This window comes from Saccharospirillum salsuginis (genome assembly GCF_014651855.1).
GTDB classification, from domain to species: domain Bacteria; phylum Pseudomonadota; class Gammaproteobacteria; order Pseudomonadales; family Natronospirillaceae; genus Saccharospirillum; species Saccharospirillum salsuginis.
This window is the reverse complement of the sequence record NZ_BMXR01000014.1, coordinates 58,797-83,000: the sequence shown is the minus strand read 5'-3', so window position 1 is coordinate 83,000 and position 24,204 is coordinate 58,797. Positions and strand designations below refer to the sequence as shown.

General features: G+C 61.3%; 24 protein-coding genes. 21 read left to right on the top strand and 3 right to left on the bottom strand.

All coding sequences use genetic code 11. The features are described 5' to 3' along the window. Positions 1 to 12: 12 nt before the first annotated feature. Positions 13 to 330 carry an antibiotic biosynthesis monooxygenase family protein gene (locus tag IE111_RS21450; protein ID WP_189612724.1) on the bottom strand — a complete coding sequence of 106 codons (318 nt, stop codon included), beginning with the start codon at positions 328 to 330 and terminating at the stop codon, positions 13 to 15. A gap of 132 nt (positions 331 to 462) precedes the next feature. Here IE111_RS21450 and IE111_RS21445 point away from each other — a divergent pair, with 132 nt between their 5' ends. The 9 genes from IE111_RS21445 to malG all read left to right on the top strand — a co-directional run bounded on the left by IE111_RS21445 (position 463) and on the right by malG (position 10,899). Then, a complete protein-coding gene (locus IE111_RS21445) occupies positions 463 to 897 on the top strand; it encodes a GNAT family N-acetyltransferase (RefSeq protein WP_189612722.1) in 435 nt (144 codons plus the stop codon). Between the two features lie 86 nt (positions 898 to 983). Next, positions 984 to 1,454 carry a VOC family protein gene (locus tag IE111_RS21440; RefSeq protein ID WP_189612721.1) on the top strand — a complete coding sequence of 157 codons (471 nt, stop codon included), beginning with the start codon at positions 984 to 986 and terminating at the stop codon, positions 1,452 to 1,454. A 26-nt stretch (positions 1,455 to 1,480) separates the two neighbouring features. After that, entirely contained in the window at positions 1,481 to 2,065 is a 585-nt protein-coding gene (locus IE111_RS21435; protein WP_189612719.1) for a sigma-70 family RNA polymerase sigma factor, read from the top strand. 373 nt (positions 2,066 to 2,438) lie between these two features. Further along, entirely contained in the window at positions 2,439 to 3,668 is a 1,230-nt protein-coding gene (gene serA / locus IE111_RS21430; RefSeq protein ID WP_189612718.1) for a phosphoglycerate dehydrogenase, read from the top strand. Positions 3,669 to 3,951: 283 nt separating this feature from the next. Further along, positions 3,952 to 4,437 (top strand): hypothetical protein, encoded by a 486-nt coding sequence (locus IE111_RS21425; RefSeq protein WP_189612716.1) that lies wholly within the window; start codon positions 3,952 to 3,954, stop codon positions 4,435 to 4,437. A gap of 139 nt (positions 4,438 to 4,576) precedes the next feature. Then, positions 4,577 to 6,334, top strand: a complete 1,758-nt coding sequence (locus IE111_RS21420) for a methyl-accepting chemotaxis protein (RefSeq protein ID WP_189612714.1) — start codon at positions 4,577 to 4,579, stop codon at positions 6,332 to 6,334. A gap of 199 nt (positions 6,335 to 6,533) precedes the next feature. Continuing rightward, positions 6,534 to 7,712, top strand: coding sequence for a maltose/maltodextrin ABC transporter substrate-binding protein MalE (gene malE / locus IE111_RS21415; protein WP_189612712.1), 1,179 nt, complete (start codon positions 6,534 to 6,536; stop codon positions 7,710 to 7,712). A 375-nt stretch (positions 7,713 to 8,087) separates the two neighbouring features. Next, on the top strand, positions 8,088 to 9,662 hold the full coding sequence (gene malF, locus IE111_RS21410; RefSeq protein WP_229805470.1) for a maltose ABC transporter permease MalF: 1,575 nt from the start codon (positions 8,088 to 8,090) through the stop codon (positions 9,660 to 9,662). Positions 9,663 to 9,672: 10 nt separating this feature from the next. Then, entirely contained in the window at positions 9,673 to 10,899 is a 1,227-nt protein-coding gene (gene malG / locus IE111_RS21405) for a maltose ABC transporter permease MalG (protein WP_229805469.1), read from the top strand. Positions 10,900 to 11,194: 295 nt separating this feature from the next. Here malG and IE111_RS21400 read toward each other — a convergent pair whose 3' ends face one another. Continuing rightward, complete coding sequence (locus IE111_RS21400; protein WP_189612710.1) at positions 11,195 to 11,689, bottom strand: MarR family winged helix-turn-helix transcriptional regulator; 495 nt, start codon at positions 11,687 to 11,689, stop codon at positions 11,195 to 11,197. A 102-nt stretch (positions 11,690 to 11,791) separates the two neighbouring features. Here IE111_RS21400 and IE111_RS21395 point away from each other — a divergent pair, with 102 nt between their 5' ends. The 4 genes from IE111_RS21395 to IE111_RS21380 all read left to right on the top strand — a co-directional run bounded on the left by IE111_RS21395 (position 11,792) and on the right by IE111_RS21380 (position 15,896). Beyond that, entirely contained in the window at positions 11,792 to 12,676 is an 885-nt protein-coding gene (locus IE111_RS21395; RefSeq protein WP_189612709.1) for a DMT family transporter, read from the top strand. A gap of 70 nt (positions 12,677 to 12,746) precedes the next feature. Then, positions 12,747 to 13,406, top strand: a complete 660-nt coding sequence (locus tag IE111_RS21390; RefSeq protein WP_189612707.1) for a fumarylacetoacetate hydrolase family protein — start codon at positions 12,747 to 12,749, stop codon at positions 13,404 to 13,406. 531 nt (positions 13,407 to 13,937) lie between these two features. Next, on the top strand, positions 13,938 to 14,774 hold the full coding sequence (locus IE111_RS21385) for an LEA/WHy family protein (RefSeq protein WP_189612705.1): 837 nt from the start codon (positions 13,938 to 13,940) through the stop codon (positions 14,772 to 14,774). Between the two features lie 93 nt (positions 14,775 to 14,867). Further along, positions 14,868 to 15,896: an amino acid ABC transporter substrate-binding protein gene (locus IE111_RS21380; protein ID WP_189612703.1), complete on the top strand. Its 1,029-nt coding sequence runs from the start codon at positions 14,868 to 14,870 to the stop codon at positions 15,894 to 15,896. Between the two features lie 14 nt (positions 15,897 to 15,910). Here IE111_RS21380 and IE111_RS21375 read toward each other — a convergent pair whose 3' ends face one another. Continuing rightward, positions 15,911 to 16,426: a C40 family peptidase gene (locus IE111_RS21375; RefSeq protein ID WP_229805468.1), complete on the bottom strand. Its 516-nt coding sequence runs from the start codon at positions 16,424 to 16,426 to the stop codon at positions 15,911 to 15,913. A gap of 134 nt (positions 16,427 to 16,560) precedes the next feature. Here IE111_RS21375 and IE111_RS21370 point away from each other — a divergent pair, with 134 nt between their 5' ends. From IE111_RS21370 to atpB, 8 genes are all read left to right on the top strand, one after another. Beyond that, positions 16,561 to 17,367 (top strand): DUF432 domain-containing protein, encoded by an 807-nt coding sequence (locus tag IE111_RS21370; RefSeq protein ID WP_189612701.1) that lies wholly within the window; start codon positions 16,561 to 16,563, stop codon positions 17,365 to 17,367. A 10-nt stretch (positions 17,368 to 17,377) separates the two neighbouring features. Continuing rightward, entirely contained in the window at positions 17,378 to 18,223 is an 846-nt protein-coding gene (locus IE111_RS21365) for a mechanosensitive ion channel family protein (RefSeq protein ID WP_189612699.1), read from the top strand. Positions 18,224 to 18,382: 159 nt separating this feature from the next. After that, on the top strand, positions 18,383 to 20,284 hold the full coding sequence (gene mnmG, locus IE111_RS21360) for a tRNA uridine-5-carboxymethylaminomethyl(34) synthesis enzyme MnmG (RefSeq protein ID WP_189612697.1): 1,902 nt from the start codon (positions 18,383 to 18,385) through the stop codon (positions 20,282 to 20,284). Then, entirely contained in the window at positions 20,281 to 20,925 is a 645-nt protein-coding gene (gene rsmG, locus IE111_RS21355) for a 16S rRNA (guanine(527)-N(7))-methyltransferase RsmG (RefSeq protein ID WP_189612695.1), read from the top strand. Before mnmG ends, rsmG begins: the two co-directional genes overlap by 4 nt. 4 nt (positions 20,926 to 20,929) lie before the next feature. After that, entirely contained in the window at positions 20,930 to 21,730 is an 801-nt protein-coding gene (locus IE111_RS21350) for a ParA family protein (protein ID WP_189612693.1), read from the top strand. A gap of 21 nt (positions 21,731 to 21,751) precedes the next feature. Continuing rightward, positions 21,752 to 22,636 carry a ParB/RepB/Spo0J family partition protein gene (locus IE111_RS21345; protein WP_189612691.1) on the top strand — a complete coding sequence of 295 codons (885 nt, stop codon included), beginning with the start codon at positions 21,752 to 21,754 and terminating at the stop codon, positions 22,634 to 22,636. Between the two features lie 160 nt (positions 22,637 to 22,796). After that, positions 22,797 to 23,213 (top strand): hypothetical protein, encoded by a 417-nt coding sequence (locus IE111_RS21340; RefSeq protein WP_189612689.1) that lies wholly within the window; start codon positions 22,797 to 22,799, stop codon positions 23,211 to 23,213. A 36-nt stretch (positions 23,214 to 23,249) separates the two neighbouring features. After that, entirely contained in the window at positions 23,250 to 24,131 is an 882-nt protein-coding gene (gene atpB / locus IE111_RS21335; protein WP_189612687.1) for a F0F1 ATP synthase subunit A, read from the top strand. Positions 24,132 to 24,204 lie beyond the last annotated feature (73 nt).

The window sequence follows — 24,204 nt, the reverse complement described above, 5'->3', positions numbered from 1 at the left end:
TGGAAACACCCGTTATTCACGCGCCGGGGGATTCACCACCCATTCGGGCTCCTCGAACTCACCCAGAGTTCGTATCTCGCAAAAGGGCGCCGCGCTCTTGATGATGCGGGCGACGTCGGGGTTGTGGTTCGACTCCATGGCATCGCGCTGTTCCTTGCTGTCCCAGTGGGCGATGGCGATCAGGGTGTTCGGGTCGCCGATCTTGCGATGCAGTTCTGTGCCACGCGCACCGGGTGCCTGCTGGATCAGCTCGCTGGCGCGGACCCAGGCGTCGGCGTAGTCCTCGGCGCGGTACCCCTCCTTGATGTGCACTTCGAAGATATATTTCATCGCGCTTCCTCCTGTCAGGTGGTCGGTACTGGCGCTGCGAAAAGCATAGCAGGGTCTTGGCTTCTCGATCGCTTGTGGGGCTCCAGACTTGGCCATAAACTGGTCAGCTTGTCTGACACAAGGAATGAAACGATGGCGGATATCGATATTCGAGAGGCGACCGTGGCCGATCTGGAATCCTGGGTGGCGTTGCGCCTTGCCCTGTGGCCGGACAATCAGCGGGAAACGCTGGTGGAGGAGTGTCACGAGTTGGTCGCGGACCCGCATCAAGTGGCGTTCATCGCCTGGGCGGACGACCGGCCGATCGGGTTGGTCGAGGGGGCGCTGCGCGGTTCGACCCGGCAGCCCTACGGTCATGTTGAAGGCTGGTATGTGGATTCCAACTGGCGTGGCGACAAGGTGGCGTACGAGTTAATGGATGTACTGGAAGACTGGTTCCTGCATAACTGGATCGAAACCGCCTATTCGGACACCAACAACGACTACCCACTGAGCCCACGTGCCCACGACAAGGCCGGTTACGAGGAAGTCGCCATGATCCGGGTATTCCGTAAAACCCTGAAGTGATTTTTTCGCGAAATCCTGCGACCTTTTTCGGTCTCCTTCGTCTTTATCCATGAACCCCTTGTTCATTGATCTCGACAGGAGACCCCATGAAACGCTTTCACGTGCATTTGTCCGTATCCGATCTCGACCGGAATATCGAGTTCTACAGCCATCTGTTCGGCCAGCCACCGGCCCGGCATGAAACCGATTACGCCAAATGGATGCTGGACGACCCGCGCATCAATTTCGCCATTTCCACCCGGGGCAGCCAGGCCGGCCTGGACCATTTCGGCTTTCAGGTCGACAGCCCCGAGGAGCTGGCCGGTATTCGGGAACTGGCCGAAGCCGCCGCCGGTGAGGATGTCTTCGATCAGGGTGAGTCCCAGTGTTGCTATGCTCACAGCGACAAACACTGGACCGTGGACCCGCAAGGGCTCGGCTGGGAGCATTTCCAAACCCTGTCCACCGCGGTACGCTACGGCGACGACATCGCCACCGCGGACGGCGCCTGCTGCCGTCCGGAAACGTCGGATGCGAACGCCGGCGAAAGCGCGCCAGCCGGCGGGTCATGCTGCTGATTCATGACCATTGAACGGGAGACCGGATGACTCGAACTCAGGATCCTGAGACTGGACTGGACCAGGCCTACGGCCAATTGCGGCAGGCCCTGACGCAATACCTGCAGCGCCAGCTGGGCGATGCCGGTACAGCGGAAGACCTGGTTCAGGACGTCTTCATCAAAGCCCTCAAAGCCATCCGGGAGGATCGCCCACCGCGCGATCTACCCGCCTGGCTGTATCGGGCTGCCCGGACCACCCTGATCGATCACTGGCGCACCCAAAAGCAGGGCACGGATGTAGTACCAGACGACCTGCCGGCCGGCGAGGAAGACGACGCCGTTCTGCTGCACCAGGCACTCGCGAGCTGTCTGCGGCCCATGACCGAGCGGTTGCCGGCCCACTATCGCGAGGCCCTTTTGGCCGCCGATTTCGACGGTCAACGGCTCAAGCCTCTGGCCGAGGCCGAAGGCGTATCCCTGTCCGCGATCAAGAGCCGGGTCAGTCGCGGCCGAGCCCTGCTGCGTGAAGAAGTGTTGGCCTGTTGCCATGTTGATATGGCCGATGGCTGGGTGCAGGATTATTACCCACATACTCATAGTTGCAGATCCGATCGGTGTTCCGGGAAATGATCGTCAGGTCGATTCCAGAGGTTGGAGTGCGCTAAAGGCTAGCGCCGGCGGCCGGGTAGACCTATACAGGGATGTCGGCCGCCCGGCCGGTTTATTTGCTCCATGCGAAACCGGCACTCCCGCCATCCATGGCGGTCGGACACGGCCGTCAAGCCCCCATGGATGGGTTGAGTGGGCGGCATCCCGCGCGACCCTGTATAGGTCTACCCGGCCGCCGGTGCGGGTTCTGGCACGGTAACGAACCCAGAAATGTACCTCCCAATGATGCCCCGGCCACAACAGTTCATTGCACAAATGGCTCCTCGTTCGCTCCCCGGGCTGTGGTATCATCCGCGCGCCACCCACTTTTTCCACCTGCACCAAGAGCCTGAGCATGAGCAAGAATTCGTTGGATAAGAGCAAGATCCGAATCCTGTTATTGGAAGGCGTGCACCAAAGCGCCCTGGACACCCTTCACAAGGCCGGCTACACCAACATCGAATACCACAAAGGGTCCCTGTCCGAGGACGATCTGGTCGAAAAAGCCCGAGACGCCCACTTCATCGGTATTCGCTCGCGCACCCAGCTGACCGAGCGGGTATTCGAAGCGGCGGACAAACTCGTCGCTGTCGGCTGCTTCTGCATCGGCACCAACCAGGTCAACCTCGATGCCGCCGCCGTTCGCGGTGTCGCCGTCTTCAACGCGCCTTATTCCAACACCCGCTCTGTCGCCGAACTGGTGCTGGCCGAATCGATCCTGCTGTTGCGCGGCATTCCCGAGAAAAACGCCTCCGCGCATCGCGGCGGCTGGATGAAATCCGCCGCCGACAGCTTCGAGATTCGGGGCAAGAAACTCGGTATCGTCGGCTACGGCAATATCGGAACCCAGCTCGGCGTTCTGGCCGAAGGTTTGGGGATGGAAGTGCTCTTCTACGACATCGTCACCAAACTGCCGCTCGGCAACGCCCGCCAGGTCGGCTCGATGAACGAACTGCTTGAAGAAGCCGACGTGGTTACCCTGCACGTCCCCGAAACCAGCTCCACCAAATGGATGATGGGCCCCGACCAGTTTGCCCGCATGAAACCCGGCGCCATCTTCATCAACGCCTCGCGTGGCACCGTTGTCGACATCGACGCCCTCGCCGGCGCGCTGGAGGAGAAGAAACTGCTCGGCGCCGCCGTCGATGTCTTCCCCGTCGAACCGCGCAGCAACGACGACGAATTCGTCTCTCCCCTGCGCGCCTTCGACAACGTCATCCTCACGCCGCACGTCGGTGGTTCCACCCAGGAAGCGCAGTACAACATCGGCATCGAAGTCGCCGAGAAGCTCGCCACCTATTCCGACAACGGCACCTCCCTCTCCGCCGTCAACTTCCCGGAAGTGGCGCTGCCGGCGCACCCTCATGCACACCGGCTGCTGCACATTCACCACAACATCCCCGGCGTCATGTCCGAGATCAACCGTATTTTCTCGGAGAACGACATCAACATCATGGGTCAGTACCTGCAGACCAAAGACAAGGTCGGTTACGTGGTGATCGACGTCGCGCAGGAATGCTCATTGAAGGCATTGGAGAAAGTGCGTGAGGTGAAGGGGACCATTCGGGCGCGGATTCTGTTCTAAGGCTGGAGGCAAACCGGCTGGGATCACGGTTTGATCAGAGGCATTCTCCGTAGGGTGGGCACGGCCCACCTTCTGTTCGATTTAACCATGAGGATATCTATGGTTAATTCGGCGGCCCATCCAACCACCGATGGTGGGCAGTGCCCACCCTACAGGGCTGTTCGAGACCTCCCCCACCTCCGGCACGGGCCCAGCCTCCAATCAACCACACCACCTTTCATTCCCCACCCAAACTGCCATAATCCCTGTGTAACAAAGCCATTGACCCAGGGATGCCGTCGCTATGTCCATCGCCTTCCGCCGCCTCAGCACCCTTGCCGCGACATTCGCACTGGCCGGCTGCGTGACCAACGGCATGGACGCGGAGCTGACCCGATGCACCTTCCCCGACAGCTCCCGCACGCCCGCCCCGGCTTTTATATGCGGGGAAACCGTCGATGGCTTTCATCTAACCCGCCTGACGTCCGTACCGCCCAGCGACACCACCTCCACCCAGGACCGCATCGAAACCGGTCGACTGGAAATCCAACAGGCCATGGCGCTGGAATGGCTGGAAGACTGGTTCGGCCACCTGAACGGCGACGATACCGATACCGCCCGCGAGGTCATCCTGACCTGGCTGGATGAAGAGTTGCGCGTCGTGCGCACCCGGACCAGCCCGACGGGCACCCTGTGGCTGCTGACCGGCCTGCCCGATCCGGAAGACACCGTTCAGGCCCGCGTGCGCGCCCGCCTGGTGGCCGCCGGAGTCGATCCCGCCGTTCGCTGAACCATCGTTCGAAAAACTCGACCCCCTCTCTAAGTCCAATCCCTTTCTATCTCTCCATTCCCATCGTTCCGGCTAGACTCGGATGATGCCCATCCAACAAGAATCGAGGGCGTCACGCCCTGGCCATAAAGGGGGTTCCATGGCTCGATCCCAATCCCGTTTCGCGGCCCTGCGTCGCGGTTTCAGCATCAAGACCCGCACCATCGCCCTGCTGGCGGCCTTCGCGCTGCTGGTCGTCGTGGCCAACAGTGTGGTCATCCGGCAGATCGCCGGCGTCAATGACCGGGTGGACCAACAGGCCGGCCTGATCGATCGTCAGCTAGAACTGGCCCGGTCGCAGCAGGCTCGCATCGAAGGGCAGAAAAGCCTGGTCGACCGGGTGCGCTTGATCAACCAGGCCATTAATCGGGTCGGCGAGATGCAATACTGGTATTTCCAGGGGGCGTTGACGTTGCTGATCGATTCGATCGAGTCCGGCCGGGTCGCGCACGAGGGCTTCCTTGAACTGGTGGGCCAACTTGAGCAGCAGGACCCCGGCAACCAGGCGATCTACGACGAGATCCGCGAGCATTCCGAGATGTTCACCACCTTTGCCGAGCGCATGTTCACCTTCTATGAGACCAACTCGGTGGCCATGGGGAAATCCATGGGCGACGGCGTACGCGAAGAAGCCGTGGCGATGGAGTCCCTGTTGGGCGAACTGCGCGATCAGTACACCGACGAACAGGCCGATTCCCTGGCGCAGGTCACCGAAGCCGCTCGTGAAGTGGCGCGCGAAGGGCAGTCCATCGCAGAGGGTGGCGAAGCCATCTCGGCGGCCGTGGTCGGTACCCAGCGGTTCGCCGTGGGTGTGGCGGTGTTCGCCATCCTGATCGGCGGCGTTATGGGGCTGGTGTTCCTGCGTGGCCTGCTCGGACCGATCCGCTACGTCTCGCGGAAGATCCAGAGCGTCGAAGCGAACAACAACCTCGCCGAACGCGTGGACTACCGGCGCAGCGACGAACTCGGACAGATCGGCCAGGCTTTCGACTCCATGCTGGCCAAGTTCCAATCCATGGTGACGCAACTGAACGACAGTGCCGATGCCGTCTATCAGGTCGCCAGCCAGGCCAAGGCCGGCAGCGAGGACTTCACCGCCGGCGTCCGGGCGCAGCAGCAGGAGACCGAACAAGTCGCCACGGCCACCAACGAAATGTCCACCTCCGCCGCCCACATCAAGGACACTACGGACCAGGCCGCCGGTCTGGCCGGCGAAGCCTCGCAAACGGCCGATCGCGGCCTCGAAGAAATGCGTCGCAGCGTAAGCGGCATCGACGCTCTGAATGAACGCATTGCCAAAACCGCCGACGGTGTCGCCCAACTGGCCGAGGAGACCCAAAGCATCGGCAGTATCGTCGATGTCATTCGCGGCATTTCCGAACAGACGAACCTGCTGGCCCTGAACGCCGCCATAGAAGCCGCCCGGGCGGGCGAACAGGGGCGGGGCTTCGCCGTCGTCGCCGACGAGGTGCGCAGCCTCGCGCAACGCACCCAGGAGTCCACCGAACAGATCAACGGTATGATCGAACGGCTGCAACAGGGGGCCCGCACCGCCGTTGGCGACATCGAGCACAGCCAGACCAGTGGCGAATCCAGCGTCCAGTCCATCCAGCAGGCATCGGAAACCTTGACCGCCATCAATCAACTGGTCGCGCAAATGACGGATCTTAATCGACAGATCGCCCAGGCCTCCGGCGAACAAAGCCAGGTGGCCGACGAGATCGATCACAGCATCAGCCGGATCAGCACCCAGGTCACCGACCTGGCGTCCAACGCGAGCCACCGTCAGGAAGCCGCGGTGCGGCTGGCCGATATCAGCGAGGAAGTCCGTTCCCTGGTGGGGCGGTTCAGTGTGTAAGGCGGTCGCGCCGGGTTCCACCCCGGGGTTGAGCCGTGAATCCACCCCGAAGTCGGAGTGGATGGTTGACGGGTTGGAGCAGGTGGAATTTCAGCGACGACCGAAAAACCCGCCTAGGCCCGTCCGGGTGCCTTGGGTACTTTAGACAGCGTCTCAGGGTTGTACCTGCCACAACAATAAAGACATAGGAAGCACGGATATGATGAAGAAAGCACTCGTTACCGCACTGGCCGTCGCCGGTGTCTCCGCCGCCGGCCAAGCCCTCGCCTGGGAAGAAGGCGAACTGGTCGTCTGGATCAACTCCGACAAAGGCTACAACGGCCTGCAAGCCGTTGGTGACCGCTTCGCCGAAGAACTGGGCGTCCCCGTCACCGTCGAAACCCCCGACGCCGTCACCGAAAAATTCCAGAAAGAAGCCGCCATCGGCAAAGGCCCGGACATCTTCATCTGGGCGCACGACCGCTTCGGCGACTGGGCCAAATCCGGCTTGATCGCACCGGTCGAGCCGAGCGACAGCGTTCGCTCCAAGCTGGACGACTTCTGGGGCGCCGTCAGCTACAACGGCAAAACCTACGGCTACCCGATCGCCGTCGAAGGCCCCACCCAGATCTGTAACACCGACATCGTCGACGAACCCTACGCCTCCTGGGAAGACGTACGCGAAGCCGCCCCGGCCCTGGCCGAGCAAGGCAAGAAACCGCTGCTGTACTGGTACAACAACGCCTACTTCAACTACGGCGTCATGACTGTCAAAGGCGGCTACGCCTTCGAAGAAATCAACGGTCAGTACAACCCCAAGAAAACCGGCGTCAACCACCCCGGCTCCATCGAAGCCATGGCTGAAGTCCGCGACATGATCGAAGACGGCGTCATGCCCGAAGGTGTCGACTACGGCGTGTTCGATTCCGAATTCAAAGCCGGCAATGTCGCCTGCGTCATCAACGGTCCCTGGGCCTGGGGTGACTACGAAAAAGCCGGCATCGACTTCGTCGTCGGCCCGTACCCGACCATGGACGGCGAAAGCGGCCGTGGTTTCACCGGCGTCCTCTCAGCCGCCGTCAACGCCTCCAGCCCCAACCAGGACCTGGCGGTCGAGTTCATCGAAAACTACATGCTGACCGAAGACGGCCTGAAGACCGTGAACGACGACCGCGCCCTGGGTGCCGTCACTCACAAAGACTTCATGGCGCAACTGTCGGCCAACAACGAAACCCTGGCCAACGCCTACGCCGTCTGGCAGAACGCCGAACCGATGCCGAACATCCCGGAAATGGCCGCCTTCTGGAGCAACACCGAAGCCGCCCTGACCGCCATCGTCCAAGGCCGTCAGTCCGCTGATGCCGCCCTGAACGACGCGGCCGCACGCATCATCAAGTAAGGCGTAGTAACACGACCCAGCACAAAAGGGCTTATCACCAACCAGGGGTAAGCCCTTTTTAATGGCAAGTGAGACCCTGGCTACCAGGGTAAGTGACCGATGCAGGGGTGACGTGTACGGGGATATCTGAGGCAGGATGCCGAAGTTAAGCCCCCATGGATGGGTCCACGGCGACCCCGTACACGTCATCCCTGTAGCGGGCACGGGTTCCAGGCAACCAATAAAAACCTGCCCACGAAACCAGACAGGCCGTTCGACCTCAGGAAATCAGAAATGACTCAGACCGGGCACTCCGCAGACGGGCTCAACCAATCTCCCCTGACGCCCTCAAAGCCAGCTAAGCTATTCAAGGCGATCTTCAACCGAGGCAACTTCATGGCCAACCCGAACGCCATTCCCATGGTGCCGCAGTCCGCCACGCAATCCCCGTTGAAACGATGGCTGCAACGGGGCATCGTCGGGGCCATCACCCTGTTCTTCCTCTACATCGTCCTGGTCATGTACAGCCAGAACGAACCCATTTTCGCCCTGGTTACCCTCTTATTCGCCACCGGCTTCGCCTTCATCTTCACCAGCGAGCGGGCCTACGTCTGGCGATACGTCTTCCCCGGCCTCGCCGGCATGATGCTGTTCATCGTCTTCCCGATCATCTACACACTCGGCATCAGCTTCACCAACTACTCCAACCTGCACCTGATCGATTACAGTCAGGCGCGGACCTACTTCCTCAACCAGACCTACATAGCCGAAGGGGGCGACTCCTACGACCTGTCCCTGTACGAACAAGGCAGCGACTACCGCATCGCCCTGACCGCCGGCAGCGACAACCAGCTCTACGTCAGTCAGGACGCCGTACCGCTGATCAACACCGAACAGATCACCCTGCAAATGGAAGCGGCCGAATTCGCGCCTGAACTGAGCGAGGCACCGCGTACCGCCGCCATCAAACTGCGCGGCGCGCTCGATAATGTACGGCTCGAACTGCCGGACGGGACCGCCCTGTTCAAATCGCGCCTGACCCAATTCGCCCCCAGCTACCCGTTGTGGGAGCCGGGTGAGGGCGACACCCTGGTCAACCAGCAGGACGGCACCGTCATCAGCCCCAACTATGAGACCGGCTATTTCGAAACCCGGGACGGCACCGCGCTCAACCCAGGATTCACCGTCGGCGTCGGCTTCGACAACTTCACCCGCGTTCTGACCGACCGGGGCATGTTCGACCCCTTCCTGCAGATCTTCACCTGGACGATGTCGTTCTCCTCGTTCACCGTCATCATCTGCTTCGTGCTCGGCCTGACGCTCGCCTCCCTGGTGCAATGGGAACCGATCAAGGGGCGCACCCTCTATCAGGTGCTGTTGATCCTGCCCTATGCGTTGCCGAGCTTTATCTCGATCATGATCTTCCGCGCCCTGTTCAACCAGAACTTCGGCGAGATCAACTTCATCCTCGACAGTTTGTTCGGCATCTCGCCCGACTGGAATTCCAACCCCAACCTGACCCGGGGCATGATCCTGTTCGTCAACTGTTGGCTGGGCTATCCCTACATGTTCATTCTGTGCCTGGGCATGTTGCAGTCCATTCCCAAGGACCTGTACGAAGCCTCCGGCATCGAAGGGTCGGGCATGTTCAACAACTTCTTCCGGATCACCCTGCCGTTGATTCTCAAGCCGATGTTGCCGCTGTTGATCGCCGCCTTCGCCTTCAACTTCAACAACTTCGTGCTGATCGAACTGCTGACCAAGGGCGGGCCGATCATGATCGGATCCAACCCACCGGCGGGCGAGACCGACCTGCTGGTGAACTACGCCTATCGACTGGCCTTCCGGGGCGACAGTCAGGACTTTGCCCTGGCTTCCACCATCTCGACCTTCATTTTCATCATGGTCGGCATCATCGCCTACCTCTACCTGAAAGTGACCAAGGTCGAAGTCGGACGCAAACGGAGCTGAGGAGCGCATCATGGTTAAGACAAAGAATCACACGGCCCGAGTACTGGGCGCCCACATCGTCCTGGTGGCGTTCCTGGCTTTCGTTGTTTACCCGTTGGCCTACCTGGTGTCGGTCTCCTTCCGGACCGGTCATACCCTGGTGGACGACATTGTTCCGTCCAACCCGTCGCTGGAGCATTGGTATCTGGCGTTCGAGCAACCCTATGTCGGCATGAACCCGCAAAAGAAAGACATCGACGGCGTCGATCAGACCACGTTCAACAACAGCCTGGGCACCGTCACCTTCGATGCCAACGGCAACTGGACACTGGACGCCGCGCCGGAATTCGAACCCGAGTTCTACCCGCTGCGCTCCTACCTCTACATTGGTTTCCTGAACAGCGTGGGTGATTCCGTCTCCAGCACGGAGCCAGTGCGCATCGTGCTCGACGAAGCGGCCAAGGCCGATGACTACGGAAAGGACGTCATCTTCGTCGCGCCGGACGGACAGGTCAGCGGCCGGCTGGCCATACCCGACCGACCGGAAGGCGCAACCCGAACCACCGTCCAATACGGCAAGGCCTATGTCTCCAAGCCGGTCTTCCCGGTGTTGAGCTGGCTGATGAACACCATCAAGGTGGCGGGACTGAGCGGTCTGCTGATCCTGCTGCTGTCCACGACCAGTGCCTACGCCTTCGGGCGACTTCCGTTCCGGGGTAAAAGCGGGCTGCTGAAAACGCTACTGGTGGTGCAGATGTTCCCCAACACCCTGTTCCTGGTGGCGTTGTATCTGCTGTTCGACAAGCTCGGTGGTTTCGTCGACTTCCTGGCCCTGAACACCCACTCGGCGCTGATCATCGGCTACATGGGCGGGCTGGCGTTGAATATCTTCATGGTGATCGGTTACTTCGACACCATCGACCCGGCGATGGAGGAATCCGCCGCCATCGACGGAGCCACGCCGTGGCAGACTTTCTACAAAATCCTGTTGCCGCTGTCGGTCCCGATTCTGGCCGTGGTCTTCATCCTGTCGTTCATCACCTTCGTCAACGAATTCCCGCTGGCCTCGGTGATCATCAGCGACCTGGACAAGATGACCCTGGCCGTCGGTGCCCAGCAATACATTCAGGACCAGAACCAATTGTGGGGCGACTTCGCCGCCGCCGCCGTCCTCTCTGGCGTACCAATCACCATCGTCTTCCTGATCGCCCAGAAATTCCTCGTGGGTGGTTTGACCGCCGGTGGTGTTAAGGGGTGAGCACGGAGAGTTTGCTTGATGACCGTAGGGCAGAAGAGCCTTAGGCGACATCTGCCGTTGGACAGGTGGCTATAAAATCACGCATAGCCACCGAACCAACGGTAGGGCAGAAGAGCCCGAAGGGCGTTATCTGCCGATCTGTTTCACTCGGCCAAGAATCGACCCATAGCCACGGTATAAGCGGCAGATAACGCCTTCGGCTCTTCTACCCTACCTGAAAGCCAAGTGGCCAGGAATGTCTCTATAGCCACCTTACTAACGGCAGATAACGCCCTTCAGGCTCTTCTGCCCTACTTTATTCGTGCGCCAACAACCACTTCTGCAGTAACCCGGCCAACTGCGCCTGCTCCTGCTCATCCAGCGGTTTCAACAACGCCGCTTCATTCGCCACATGCGCCGTCACGGCTTCATCGATCAGCTCTTCCCCGGCCTCGGTCAAACTCACCCGATTGCTGCGCCGGTCTTCCGCGCTTGGCACACGTTCCACCAGCCCCCGCTTGACCAAGGCCTCCAACCGAATACTCATCGCACCGGACGACAACATCAGCGTCTGATACAGCTCGGTCGGCGTCAGCGGCTCGCCGGAGCGTTTCAGCGTCGCCAGGATGTCGAATTCGGTGGGGGTCAGCCCGAATTCCTTGAAGCGCGCGTTAATGCCATCGCCGAGCAGCCGGGCGGTTCGGGCCAGTCGGCCCACTACCCCCATGGGCGAGCAGTCGAGGTCCGGGCGCTGGCGTTGCCACTGTTCGAGCACCTGGGCGACGTGGTCGGGTCTAAGCGGGTCATTCATTTTGGCTAACCGGTTCATTAATTATCTTATTGAAAAGATACTTGATCCGAAGGGGGATTCGCAAGAATATAGCTTTACATAAAGATACTTTGGAGAGAGAAGATGCCGATCCTGCTTGCGCTCACCGTCCCCGTGCTCTGGGGCAGTACCTACGCCGTCGTGGCTCTGTTCCTGGAAGGCCTATCACCGGTCTGGGTCGCCGTATGGCGCGCTTTGCCGGCTGGTGCATTGCTGTTGTTACTGCACCCCAAGCGGCCGCCGTTGCCCTGGTCCAAGGTCGGTTTGTTGGGCCTGTTCAACATCACCCTGTTCTTTCCGCTGCTGTTCACCGCCGCTTACCGATTGCCGGGTTCGGTGGCCGGGACACTTGGCGCCACCATGCCATTGATGTTGTTGCTGCTGCAGTGGCTGTGGCAGGGCAAACGTCCGGACGGGCGGGCGCTGGGCCTGGCTCTGCTGGGACTGACCGGGGTAGTGTTGCTGCTGAACCCTTCGGCCGATCTCGATCTGATCGGTGTCTTGGCCGCCCTGGGTGCCAGCCTGCTGGTCGCTCAATCCTCACTCTGGATGGGTAACTGGCCGGTGCGGGACGCCCTGGGTCTGACCGCCTGGCAGCTGTTTCTCGGCGGTCTGATGCTGGTGCCGGTCGCCTGGCTGCTGGCCGGACCGCCTCAGCCCGTAGCCCCGTCCGCCTGGCCGGGTTTCCTGTGGCTCACCGGCCTGGGCACGGCCTTCGCCTACTGGGCCTTCGTCCGCTCGCTGAATCGCATCGGCGCCAACCGGATGTCGATGCTGATGCTGCTCAACCCGGTGACCTCGGTCCTGCTCGGCATCGCCCTGGTCCAGGAGCACCTCGGTTGGGGACAATGGGTCGGGATCGCACTGGTACTGCTGGCACTGATCCTGATGAAGCGCAAGCCCGCTCCGCGCGCCGACGAGCCGGTTTCTCCCCGGGCGACACCCGCCATCGGCAAGGCGACCGGCTAGCGGGCCTGGTTTCTACATTCCCCGGTTCTTCGCTACAGTAAGGGTTCATTCTTTCAGGCAAGGATCGGGCATGTACCAACATCAATGGTTCTCCGGTGAATCCATCAATTTGCCGGTCGGCAAGGCGGTCTGTGTCGGCCGGAATTACGCTGAACACGCCGAGGAACTGGGCAACGCCGTCCCGGAGCGGCCGTTGCTGTTCATCAAACCGCAAACCGCCTTCGCCACCCTGGGCGACGAACTGGCGCTGCCGCGCCCGGGCCTGCATTTCGAGACGGAGCTGGCGTTGCTGATCGGTGCTCAGTTATCCGCGGACCATTCGGAAGATCCGATGCTGTCGGTCACCGCGGTCAGCCTGGGTCTGGACCTGACCGATCGTGCGCTGCAAAGCCAGTTGAAAGCCGAGGGGCATCCCTGGGAGCGGTCCAAGGCGTTCGATGGCAGTTTGCCGCTTGGTTCCTGGTTGCCGATCAACCAGATGCCGGAGCGACCAGAAGACTGGGCATTCACTCTGGTCCGGAACGGACAACTGCAACAGCAGGGTTATGTCGAGCGGATGCTGACGCCGATTCCGGAGCTGCTGCGCACCATCGTTCAGGACTTCCGTCTGGAGGCCGGCGACGTCGTCCTGACCGGCACCCCCAAGGGCGTCGGCGAACTGAACGCCGGAGATACTCTGGAATTGAGCATCGACCAGACCGACTGGAAGGTCACCACTACCATTACCTGATTTGGGGCTGCTACCCAAAGGAACCGGCGTTCCGCCGGCAGGTGGCTGGGTAATTGACAGTGCCAGGAATACGCTACGGGGGGCGGGGTATGCCCTTCCGGGGACCGCTATGAATACATCCATGTACGCTTAACTTCGGCATCCATGCCTCAGATGTCCCCTCCAGGGCATACCCCGCCCCCCGTAGCTCGTGTTCGGTGGTTCAATCAAGCCATGAACAGCAAACCGAGTGGCCGATCAAGGGTTATCAGAAGCAAATCGATCGTGGGTATAGTATTTGGTGGTTTCAAAGGGCTAGCAGCGGATGACCGGGGTGCTCATATGGGGATATCTGAGGCATGGATGCCGAAGTTAAGCCCCCATGGATGGGTTTACGGCGGCCCCAGATGAGCATCCCGGTTAGCCGATGCGGGTTCATGGCACCCAAACAAAACAAGCCACCTGCCGGCGGAACGCCGGAGCTCTTTGACTTGACACCAGCCTGGTTGCAGGCAAAGTTGCTTAAGTCCCCACGCCCTCAAAGGAATCATCATGTCACCGCGTCAGCTATTGTTTGTGTTTCCCGTCACCTGGCTGTTAACCAGTTGCGCCAACTTTGGCGTTCAGGATGTCTACCAGGAACCGAGTTTTGATCATCAAAATACCCGGCTGACCGGGTTGACCTGGACCGGGGTAACCGGTCGCAGCACGGTGACGATGAATAACCCCAATGCGTTCCGCTTGCCGATCAGCGGCTTCGATGCCGCCCTGTTTTTGGACGGTGAACCCTGGGTGGATCTGGAAACGCCGGCCATGTCCGGCATCGCGGCCCGGGGCTCGACCACGCTGACGTTCGATTGGGATCTGGTGGCCGAAGGCCTGCTGCGTCGGGCGAAAGACGCCTACGAGGCCGGCGAGGCGGAACTGGAGTTGCGTCTGAACCCGACCCTGGACGTGCCGGTGGTCGGCCCGCGCCAGGTGGACTGGGCGCATACCTTCACCGTGCCGGTGCCCAAACTGCCGACGTTGCGTTTGGCGGACTGGGCTGTGGAGGATGTCAGTCTGAGCAGCCTGACGGTCCGGTTGGATTTGTTGATCGACAACCCGAATCGCTTCGGCCTGGCCGCCGGTCCGATGCAGGTTGGAATCGACGGCGGCGCGGGTCGTCTGGCGGGGATGACGCTGGATCCGCTGTCGTTGAACGGTGGCGAGAAGCGGGTCGCCACGACGCGGGCGACCTTGTCGTTCGGTGATCTCGGGTTGTCGCTGGCCAATGCGCTGCGCACCGGTCAATGGCCGCGGGATCTGGCGTTGAACTGGCAAAGTCCGGTGTCCAGTCCGGATCTCGGCGTGGACCTGCCGGACATCAGTGGCCGGCTATCCCCCTGATTGACATAAAGGGCAGCCACACTGAGTGGTGGGGTCAGTTCGTGATAAGCTGTTTTTCCCCTGCGACACATCATTGAAGGCAAGAGAGTTCTCATGCGGCAACAACAAAAACGAGTCGTTTTCCGTTTCATCGCGAGCCTGTTGGTTATGGCCGGCGCCGGACTGGCTCAGGGCGCCACACTCGGCGACGTTCGCGGCAAGGACTATCTGGATTGCGGGGTGTCGACCGGCATTCCCGGTTTTTCCAACCCCGACAGCCAGGGCCGCTGGAGCGGGCTGGATGTGGACGTCTGCCGCGCGGTCGCGGCCGCGGTTCTGGGCGATGCCGACAAGGTGCGTTACACCCCGTTAACGCCGAGTGACCGTTTCAACGCCCTCAGCTCAGGCGAGGTCGATCTGCTGTCGCGCAATACGACCTGGACGCACTCGCGCGACACCACCATGGGCATGATCTTCGCCGGCATTGCCTTTTACGATGGTCAGGGGTTTATGGTCACCCGGTCTTCCGGGCTGACGTCGGCCAGTGAATTAAATGGCGCCGCGGTCTGTATTCAGTCCGGCACAACCAGCGAACTGAACCTCGCGGATTATTTCCGTGAGCACAACATGAAGTACCAGCCGGTGGCGTTCACGACGTCGGACCAAACGCTGGAGGGTTTTCAGGCCGGGCGGTGCAACGTGCTGTCGTCCGACCTGTCTCAGCTCTACGCGCAACGCACCCGGCTCAAGGATCGGGACAGTGTACGCATTCTGCCGGAAGTCATCTCCAAGGAGCCACTGGGGCCGGCGGTTCGCCAGGGCGATATGCAGTGGTACAACATCGTCAAGTGGACGCTTTACGCCATGGTCAACGCCGAGGAATACGGTGTGAATCAGTCCAATGTCGACGACATGCGCGCTTCGGACAAGCCGGTGATTCAGCGCATGCTCGGCGTCAATGGCGATACCGGCCGGGCCATGGGCCTGTCCGCCGATTGGGCTTACCAGATCATCAAGCAGGTCGGGAACTATGGCGAGGTGTTCGAACGCAACGTGGGTCAGGATTCCGAGCTTGGCTTCGACCGTGGCCTGAACGAACTCTGGAGTCGCGGCGGCATTCTCTACGCCCCGCCGTTGCGCTGATCCGGATGCGCCCGCTACAGGAACCGGCGGGCCTGCGAATAGCGATTACGCCAGTAGGGGTTGGCCAGCGATGATTCGGTCACCCCGACCGATGTCGCCGAATGGATGAAGCGGTGACCGCCGAGATAGATCCCGGCATGCTGTTCCTTGCCGCCAATGCGGAAAAACACCAGATCGCCCGGTTTCAGTTGATCCCGCCGCACATAGTGTCCTTCCGCCAGCATCTGGCCGGTGGTGCGGGGCAGGTCGGTGCGGTCCAGGCCTTCGCGATAGGCGGTCAGGATGAATCCTGAGCAGTCGAACCCCGTCGATGAGGTGCCGCCGTAGCGGTAGGGGGTGCCTTCGTAACGGTTGTAAACCCGCCAGAGTTTTTGCGCCACGGCATTGGATTCAGGTGCCGCCGTCTGTGGCCGACCCGTCGTGGCCGGGTCCACCCGAACGGCATCCATGCTCTGGTAACCGGCGCATCCGGCCAGCAACAGTGTCACTAGCAACCCGCCGCCGAGGCGGGGAAGGGGATTCAACAGCATGATGCCCGTCTCTTCTCAGTGATTCTTCGACCCGCCCTGGTGCCCGGTCGGCTGGTCAATGCACCGGCCCCTGTTAGCGACCGCGTGCTTCATATTATAGTGCATTCTCTCAGTCTCAAGGATTCCGTGTGCCCATGTCGTCCACCACATCCGCCGATCCGGATCTTCAGCTCAAGCCCTGGTGGCTGCCTATCCCGTTGACCGAGGACACGCCCTGGCACGGCGCCATCGGTCCTTTGTCGATCTATCTCGAACGCGGACAGCATGAATGGCGACTGGCCTGGGAGCACCGGCCCGACGTCATCGACAACAATCGGCTTGAGCTCGGAACCGACCGGTTGCCGCCGGACACTCTGGACACCGGCCGCTATGTCTTTCGTCAGGCGCCCTCGACGGTCCGGTTGCGGCCTCGTCTGCTGGATCGTCCCACGGTGGTCAAGACCAACGAGCCGGTGATGATACCGCCGGGCGAGCAGAGCACCTTCTACATCAGTTCGCCGGTCTGCGTCTGCATCGAATGCGATGCCCTGGAAAAACCCCTGCTGGAAATTCCCACCGTGCAACTGTCCGATACCTGGTTCGGCCCCAATACCCGGGAAGGGGAGTTGTGCTACGCCGCCCGCACCAGCGCCCGTAATGACGTGGACGATGTGCCGTTGCGACCGCATCGCGCCGTCACGCCCGTCCTGTTGCACAATCGGTCCACTGAGTTGCTGGCCATCGAAAAGCTCAGCATTCCGCTGCCCATGCTGTCGGTCTTCGGGCGGGACGATGGCACGCTCTGGACCGAGTCGGTGTCCCTGGAGCACCACGCCTCCGATTCGCTGGCGAGCCTGAAAATCGGCCGGAAGCCGGACGGGGCGACGCTGCTGTCCGAGGCGCGCCTGCCCTCGCAGAGGAACAACGTCGTTCGAGCCTTCATCAATTTGTTCACCGACTAGGGGAAACACCATGGCGGACATCATCGATTTTCTGAGTCAGTACAGTGGTCTGCTGTTTATCGTGCGCGCGGCCGCTCTTGTCGCCGCCGGCTTCGTGGTGGCGTCCCTGGTCGCCCGCAACGTGCGCCGCTTCATGCCGAAACACATCAGCGCCCACCACGCCACCCTGATGACCCGGTTGATCTATTGGGTGATTCTCGGTCTCTTCCTGGCCTCGGCCCTGCGCCAACTCGGGTTCAGCCTCAGCGTCTTGCTGGGCGCGGCTGGCGTCCTGTCGGTGGCCATCGGTTTTGCTTCCCAGACATCCGCGTCCAACCTGATCAGCGGTCTTTTCCTGGTCGGCGAGAAACCCTTTGAGTTGGGCGACGTGATCCGGGTGGGGGATGTGACCGGTGAGGTGTTGTCGATCGATCTGCTGTCGGTCAAGTTGCGCACCTTCGACAACCTCTTCGTGCGAATGCCGAACGAGAATCTGATCAAGTCCCAGGTCACCAACCTGACCCGCTTTCCGATTCGACGCTTCGACCTGGTGATCGGCGTCGCCTATCACGAAAACATCGCCCGGGTCCGCGAGGTGCTGAAAGACGTCGCCGACCGGAACCCGAAATGCCTGGACGACCCGGAGCCGTTGTTCATTTTTACCGGCTTTGGAGACTCGGCCCTGACCATCCAGTTCTCGGTCTGGGCCAGAAAAGAGACTTTCCTCGAATTGCGCAACTCCATGCAGGAGGAGGTCAAACTGGCTTTCGACGAAGCCGGAATCGAGATTCCCTTTCCGCATCGTACCCTCTATGCCGGCAGCCAGAGCGAACCCTTTCCGGTTCGGGTCGTGGCGAACGACGAACCAGCCGGATAACGCCGAACGAATACCCGGTGTGCCTGCGATGACGGGTGGCTTCCAGCCCGACGGTAAAATCCGTATAATCGCGACCCCATTTTCCCGGGTTGGCGAAATTTTGAACACCGCAACCGAGCGGTTTCGCCGATCCGGGCCTGAGAACACCCGAGGTGCCCTGTGGATTTTCCTGAGCGTTACGATGTCATAGTGATCGGTGGCGGCCACGCCGGTACGGAGGCCGCCCTGGCGTCCGCCCGAACCGGGGCCAGAACGCTGCTGTTGACGCACAACGCCGACACCGTCGGGGTCATGTCCTGCAACCCGGCCATCGGCGGCATCGGCAAGAGTCACCTGGTCAAGGAAGTCGACGCGCTGGGCGGGGCCATGGGCCGGGCGACCGACCGGGCCGGCATCCAGTTCCGGGTGTTGAACAGCCGCAAGGGGCCGGCAGTACGCGCGACCCGCGCCCAGGCGGACCGCCAGCTGTACCGCTCCGCCATCCGCGCCATCGTCGAGCAGCAGCCGAATCTGGAGCTGTTCCAGCAGGGCGCCGACGACCTGATCATGAACGGCGACCGAGTCGCCGGCGTTGTCACCCAGACCGGCATCCGCATCCACGCCGAGACCGTGGTTCTGACCGCCGGCACCTTCCTCGGCGGCAAGATTCACGTCGGTCTGAAGAACTATTCCGGCGGCCGCATGGGCGACGCGCCCAGCAATGCCCTGGCGGAGCGCCTGCGTGCCATGCCGTTCCGCGTCGGCCGGCTGAAAACCGGCACCCCGGCGCGCATCGACGGCCGTAGCCTGGACTACAGCCAGCTCTCCGAACAACCGGGCGATGCGCCGCTGCCGGTCATGTCCTACCTGGGCTCGGTTGACGAGCATCCGGAACAGGTGTCCTGCTGGATCGCGCATACCACCGAGCAGACGCACGACATCATTCGCGACAATCTGCACCAGTCGCCGATGTACGCCGGCGAGATCGATGGGGTGGGCCCGCGCTACTGTCCGTCGATCGAGGACAAGGTCACCCGCTTCGCGGACAAGACCAGCCACCAGGTGTTCGTCGAGCCGGAAGGGCTGACCACCTATGAAATGTACCCGAACGGTATCAGCACCAGTCTGCCGTTCGAGGTGCAGTTGCAGTTCATCCGCACCATCAAGGGCTTCGAGCGGGCGCACATCACCCGTCCGGGCTACGCCATCGAGTACGACTATTTCGACCCGCGCGATCTGAAGCACAGCCTGGAAACGCGGTTTGTGGAAAACCTCTATTTCGCGGGCCAGATCAACGGCACCACCGGTTACGAGGAAGCGGCCGCCCAGGGCTTGTTGGCCGGCCTGAACGCCGCCCGCCGCGCCAAGGGGCTGGAACAGTGGTATCCGCGTCGCGACGAAGCCTACCTCGGTGTGCTGGTCGACGATTTGATCACCATGGGTACCCAGGAGCCGTACCGCATGTTCACCAGCCGCGCCGAATACCGCTTGCTGCTGCGCGAGGACAACGCCGATGCGCGACTGACCGAGCAGGGGCGGAACCTGGGCCTGGTCGACGACGAGCGCTGGGCGGCCTTTTCCGCCAAACAGGAAGCCATTGCGCTCGAGACCGAACGGATGCGCACGACCTGGATCCAGCCGAAGTCGACCCAGGCCGAGCAACTGGCGGACAAACTGAACCAGCCGTTGTCCAAAGAGGCCAATCTGCGCGACCTGCTCAAACGGCCGCAGCTGGGTTATGCGGACCTCGAAGCGATTTCTCCCAGAGATGCGGAGCTGGACCTCGCGGTCAAGGAGCAGGTCGAGATCAGCGCCAAGTACGAAGGCTACATACAGCGCCAACTGGACGAGATCGAGTCGCTGCGCCGCCACGAGAATATGGCGTTGCCCGAGACCTTCGACTACGACGCCGTCGGCGGCCTGTCCAACGAGGTGAAACAGAAGCTGAAAGAGACCCGCCCGGAAACCCTGGCGCAGGCATCGCGCATCTCCGGGGTGACGCCCGCCGCCGTCTCCATGCTGCTGATTCACCTGAAGAAGCAGGCGCTGCGTGATTCGTCCGAGGTGAAACACAGCGCATGAGCGATGCATATCGACAGGCGCTCGCCGCCGGTATAGCCCGGCAGGATCTGGCTCTGGATGACGCCACCCTGGACCGCCTGTTGGCCTACCACGCTCTACTGGTGAAGTGGAACAAGGCGTACAACCTGACCTCGGTGCGAGACCCCGGGGAGATGATCGGCCGCCACCTGCTCGACAGCCTGTCGATCCTGTCGTATGTCGGCGAAGACGATCTGCTCGATGTCGGCACCGGTCCGGGTCTGCCGGGCATGGTGCTGGCGCTGGTCCGGCCCGGCCAGTCGGTGACGCTGCTCGACAGCAACGGCAAGAAGACCCGTTTCCTGATCCAAGTGAAGATGGAGCTCGGCGTCGACAACGCCGAGGTCGTTCACAATCGCCTGGAGTTCTGGCAGCCGGGTCGCAGCTACGCGCAAATCAGTTCGCGCGCCTTTGCCACCCTGGCCGACATGGTGGCAAAATCGGCCCACCTGCTGGCCCCCGGCGGTCGCTTCCTGGCCATGAAGGGCCAATTCCCGCAGGACGAGATCGACGACCTGCCGGACGGTTTTCACGTCGACCGGGTTCAGGTTTTAACGGTTCCGGGCACCGCTGGCGCTCGACATCTGGTAGAGTTGTCCGCTGGTTCTTCTCAAGGGTTATAGCGTTGTGACTCATATATTCGCCATTACCAACCAGAAAGGCGGCGTCGGCAAGACGACGACGGCCATCAACCTGCCTGCGTCGCTGGTGGCGATGAAGCGCAAGGTGCTGGTTGTGGATCTGGATCCCCAGGGCAACGCGACCATGGGCAGTGGCATCAACAAGAACGAAGTCGAGCGCAGCGTCTACGATGTCATCACCCATCAATGTCATTGCGCCGAGGCGGTTCAGCACACCCCGGAAGCGGGCTACGATCTGCTGCCGGCCAACAGCGACCTGACCGCCGCCGAAGTCGAGCTGATGTCGCTGAAAATGAAAGAGCACCGGCTGCAGTACGCCCTGGCCGAGATCAAGCACGAATACGACTACATCTTCATCGACTGCCCGCCGGCGCTGAACATGCTGACGGTCAACGCCCTGGCCGCCGCCGAGCAGGTGCTGATTCCGATGCAGTGCGAATATTACGCGCTGGAAGGGCTGGCGGCGCTGATGGACACCATCGGCCACATTCAGAAGGTGGTCAATCCGCGCCTGGAGATCGGCGGCTTGCTGCGCACCATGTACGATCCGCGCAACAGCCTGACCAACGACGTTTCCGACCAGCTCAAGGCGCATTTCGGCGACGCCGTCTATTCATCCGTCATTCCCCGCAATGTGCGTCTGGCCGAGGCGCCCAGTTACGGTCTGCCAGCGCTGCAGTACGACAAATCCTCCAAGGGGGCGATGGCGTACCTGGCCATGGCCGGGGAGATGGTGCGCCGGGTCGAGGGCATCAAGGCGCCGGATACGGCCCACATCACGGGATAAGTCACAGGAATTCAAGACACCATGGCAGCAAAGAAACGAGGTTTGGGACGCGGGCTGGACGCCCTGATCACCACCCGCAAGGAGGTGGAGGCCATTTCCGAGCAACCGGTCCAGGAGGTTCGGGACGGGACGCTGCGTGAACTGCCCATCGAATGGGTGCAGCGCGGCACCTACCAGCCGCGTCGCGACATGTCCGCCGAGGCACTGGAGGAACTGGCCGCCTCGATTCGCGCCCAGGGCGTGATGCAGCCGGTTGTGGTGCGCCCGCTCGGCGCCCAGTCGTTCGAGCTGATCGCCGGCGAGCGCCGTTGGCGCGCCGCCCAGATGGCCGGGCTCGACACCATCCCGGCGGTGATCCGCGACGTCGCCGACGAAGATGCCATCGCCATGGCGCTGATCGAAAACATCCAGCGCGAAAACCTGAACCCGATGGAAGAGGCGTTCGCGCTGCAGCGTCTGCAGAAAGAATTCGAACTGACCCAGGCCGGCGTGGCCGATGCCGTCGGCAAGAGCCGGGTCACGGTAACCAACCTGTTGCGGCTGATCAGTCTCGAGGCCGAGGTGCGCCGCATGCTCGAGCACGGTGACCTGGAAATGGGCCACGCCCGCGCCCTGCTGGGGCTTCAGGGTGAGGCTCAGGTCGACGCCGCGCGCCAGGTGGTCGCCAAGGGCATGACGGTGCGCCAGACCGAACAGCTGGTGCGCAACCTGGCCGAAGGTCGTAAACCCGGCAAGACACCGCGCGACCCGAAACAGGACGCCAACATCCAGAACCTGGAGACCATGTTGTCCCAGCGCCTGGGGGCGAGCGTCGCCATCAAGCACGGCGCCAAGGGTAAGGGGTCGCTGGTGATCAAATACAACAGCCTGGACGAATTGGACGGTATTCTGAATCACGTGAAGTGAGACGTCCGATCCATGTTAAATACGAGTCAGTTCCGTGTTGATGCGCCCAGCCTAACCCAATATACTCTGCCGAGTTTTTTTGACTGAACCCCGGATATTACCGAACAAGCCCGGTCTAGGACGGGCTTTTCGACGCCGACGGACTCAATTACGGTACGGCATGACAAACGACAAGAACCGGGACGTCACAGTGTTTAAACAAGCCCGGCCGCGCCGGGTGCCCCGCCCCAACGTCTGGCGGGTGGTCTATGTTCAGGCCGGCGCGGGGCTGATCTTGCTGGCGGTCGCCGGCCTCTGGTTCCCAGGAACCGTCCAAGCGGTAATGGCTGCGGTGATGCTCAGCGTCATCGGCCACAGCTACTTTACCTGGCGGAGCATGCGTCACTACGGCGCCCGCATCACAGGCCTGTTCGTAACGGGTACATCCCAGGGTCTGTATGGAAAATGGATTATCGTGGCATTCGGGCTGGCGTTGCTGTGGACAGCCCACCCGGACCTGAATGCCTTCGCAATGCTGCTGACCGTACTGGTGTTGAACACTCTGGCGGCGGCATTGGCACCGTTTCTGGTTAAGTAACCGCCCTGCGGGGCGGCCAAAAGGGGTAAGTGACTTATGGCAAGTGAAGGCGGATACGCTAACGCGAGCGAGTACATTCAGCACCACCTGACCAACCTGACCTACGGTAAGCTGGAAGCCGGGTCGGCGTTGTGTGACGGTTCCACGCTGGAGCAGGCAACCTGGAAAGTTGCCAAATGCAGTGACGAAGTGAACGGCATGGGGTTCTGGGCATTCCACCTGGACAGCATGATCTGGTCAGCGGCTCTGACCGGGTTGTTCCTTCTGTTTTTCTGGCGAATCGGCCGCAAGGCCACGACCGGGGTTCCCACGGGCGCCCAGAATTTCGTGGAAACCATCGTCGAGTTTGTCGACTCCCAGGTCAAAGATGTCTTTCATGGCCGCAATCCCTGGATCGCACCCATCGCTCTGACGGTGTTTGCCTGGGCCTTCCTGTCCAACCTGATGGACATCATTCCGGTCGATCTGATTCCGTACACCCTTGAATTGATGGGCGTTAAGTTCCAGAAGATTGTTCCCACAACGGACCCGAACATTACGCTGGGTACGGCCACCTTTGTCTTCTTCCTGATGCTGTACTACTCCTTCAAGGTGAAGGGCATGGGCTTCATCAAGGAACTGTCCTTCACACCGTTCAACCACTGGGTCTTCATACCGTTCAACCTCTTCCTCGAGTTGGTCGGTCTGCTGGCCAAGCCGTTCTCACTGGGTCTGCGGATTTTCGGCAACCTCTACGCCGCCGAGATGATCTTCATCCTGATCGCGCTGATGTTCGGCGGTGGCATTCTGATCGCCATCTTCGGCGGGGTATTGCAAATATCCTGGGCGATCTTCCACATCCTGGTTATTCCGTTGCAGGCCTTCATCTTCATGGTACTGACCATCGTGTACCTGAGTCAGGCCCACGAAGACCATTAAACGATTCACCGGGACGGCCGTGAGGCCGCCCAATGACTTAAACCCTTAACTTCAAGAAAACTCAAGTAAAAAA

Excerpts from the sequence above, each read along its gene's own strand:
- IE111_RS21420 (WP_189612714.1), top strand. The coding sequence starts at position 4,577 with ATGGCTCGATCCCAATCCCGTTTCGCGGCCCTGCGTCGCGGTTTCAGC.
- IE111_RS21395 (WP_189612709.1), top strand. The coding sequence starts at position 11,792 with ATGCCGATCCTGCTTGCGCTCACCGTCCCCGTGCTCTGGGGCAGTACC.
- IE111_RS21400 (WP_189612710.1), bottom strand. The coding sequence starts at position 11,689 with ATGAATGACCCGCTTAGACCCGACCACGTCGCCCAGGTGCTCGAACAG.
- IE111_RS21385 (WP_189612705.1), top strand. The coding sequence starts at position 13,938 with ATGTCACCGCGTCAGCTATTGTTTGTGTTTCCCGTCACCTGGCTGTTA.
- IE111_RS21370 (WP_189612701.1), top strand. The coding sequence starts at position 16,561 with ATGTCGTCCACCACATCCGCCGATCCGGATCTTCAGCTCAAGCCCTGG.
- IE111_RS21390 (WP_189612707.1), top strand. The coding sequence starts at position 12,747 with ATGTACCAACATCAATGGTTCTCCGGTGAATCCATCAATTTGCCGGTC.
- IE111_RS21450 (WP_189612724.1), bottom strand. The coding sequence starts at position 330 with ATGAAATATATCTTCGAAGTGCACATCAAGGAGGGGTACCGCGCCGAG.
- malF (WP_229805470.1), top strand. The coding sequence starts at position 8,088 with ATGGCCAACCCGAACGCCATTCCCATGGTGCCGCAGTCCGCCACGCAA.
- IE111_RS21425 (WP_189612716.1), top strand. The coding sequence starts at position 3,952 with ATGTCCATCGCCTTCCGCCGCCTCAGCACCCTTGCCGCGACATTCGCA.
- atpB (WP_189612687.1), top strand. The coding sequence starts at position 23,250 with ATGGCAAGTGAAGGCGGATACGCTAACGCGAGCGAGTACATTCAGCAC.
- IE111_RS21345 (WP_189612691.1), top strand. The coding sequence starts at position 21,752 with ATGGCAGCAAAGAAACGAGGTTTGGGACGCGGGCTGGACGCCCTGATC.
- IE111_RS21435 (WP_189612719.1), top strand. The coding sequence starts at position 1,481 with ATGACTCGAACTCAGGATCCTGAGACTGGACTGGACCAGGCCTACGGC.
- IE111_RS21375 (WP_229805468.1), bottom strand. The coding sequence starts at position 16,426 with ATGCTGTTGAATCCCCTTCCCCGCCTCGGCGGCGGGTTGCTAGTGACA.
- IE111_RS21340 (WP_189612689.1), top strand. The coding sequence starts at position 22,797 with ATGACAAACGACAAGAACCGGGACGTCACAGTGTTTAAACAAGCCCGG.
- rsmG (WP_189612695.1), top strand. The coding sequence starts at position 20,281 with ATGAGCGATGCATATCGACAGGCGCTCGCCGCCGGTATAGCCCGGCAG.
- malG (WP_229805469.1), top strand. The coding sequence starts at position 9,673 with ATGGTTAAGACAAAGAATCACACGGCCCGAGTACTGGGCGCCCACATC.
- IE111_RS21440 (WP_189612721.1), top strand. The coding sequence starts at position 984 with ATGAAACGCTTTCACGTGCATTTGTCCGTATCCGATCTCGACCGGAAT.
- IE111_RS21445 (WP_189612722.1), top strand. The coding sequence starts at position 463 with ATGGCGGATATCGATATTCGAGAGGCGACCGTGGCCGATCTGGAATCC.
- serA (WP_189612718.1), top strand. The coding sequence starts at position 2,439 with ATGAGCAAGAATTCGTTGGATAAGAGCAAGATCCGAATCCTGTTATTG.
- malE (WP_189612712.1), top strand. The coding sequence starts at position 6,534 with ATGATGAAGAAAGCACTCGTTACCGCACTGGCCGTCGCCGGTGTCTCC.
- IE111_RS21365 (WP_189612699.1), top strand. The coding sequence starts at position 17,378 with ATGGCGGACATCATCGATTTTCTGAGTCAGTACAGTGGTCTGCTGTTT.
- IE111_RS21380 (WP_189612703.1), top strand. The coding sequence starts at position 14,868 with ATGCGGCAACAACAAAAACGAGTCGTTTTCCGTTTCATCGCGAGCCTG.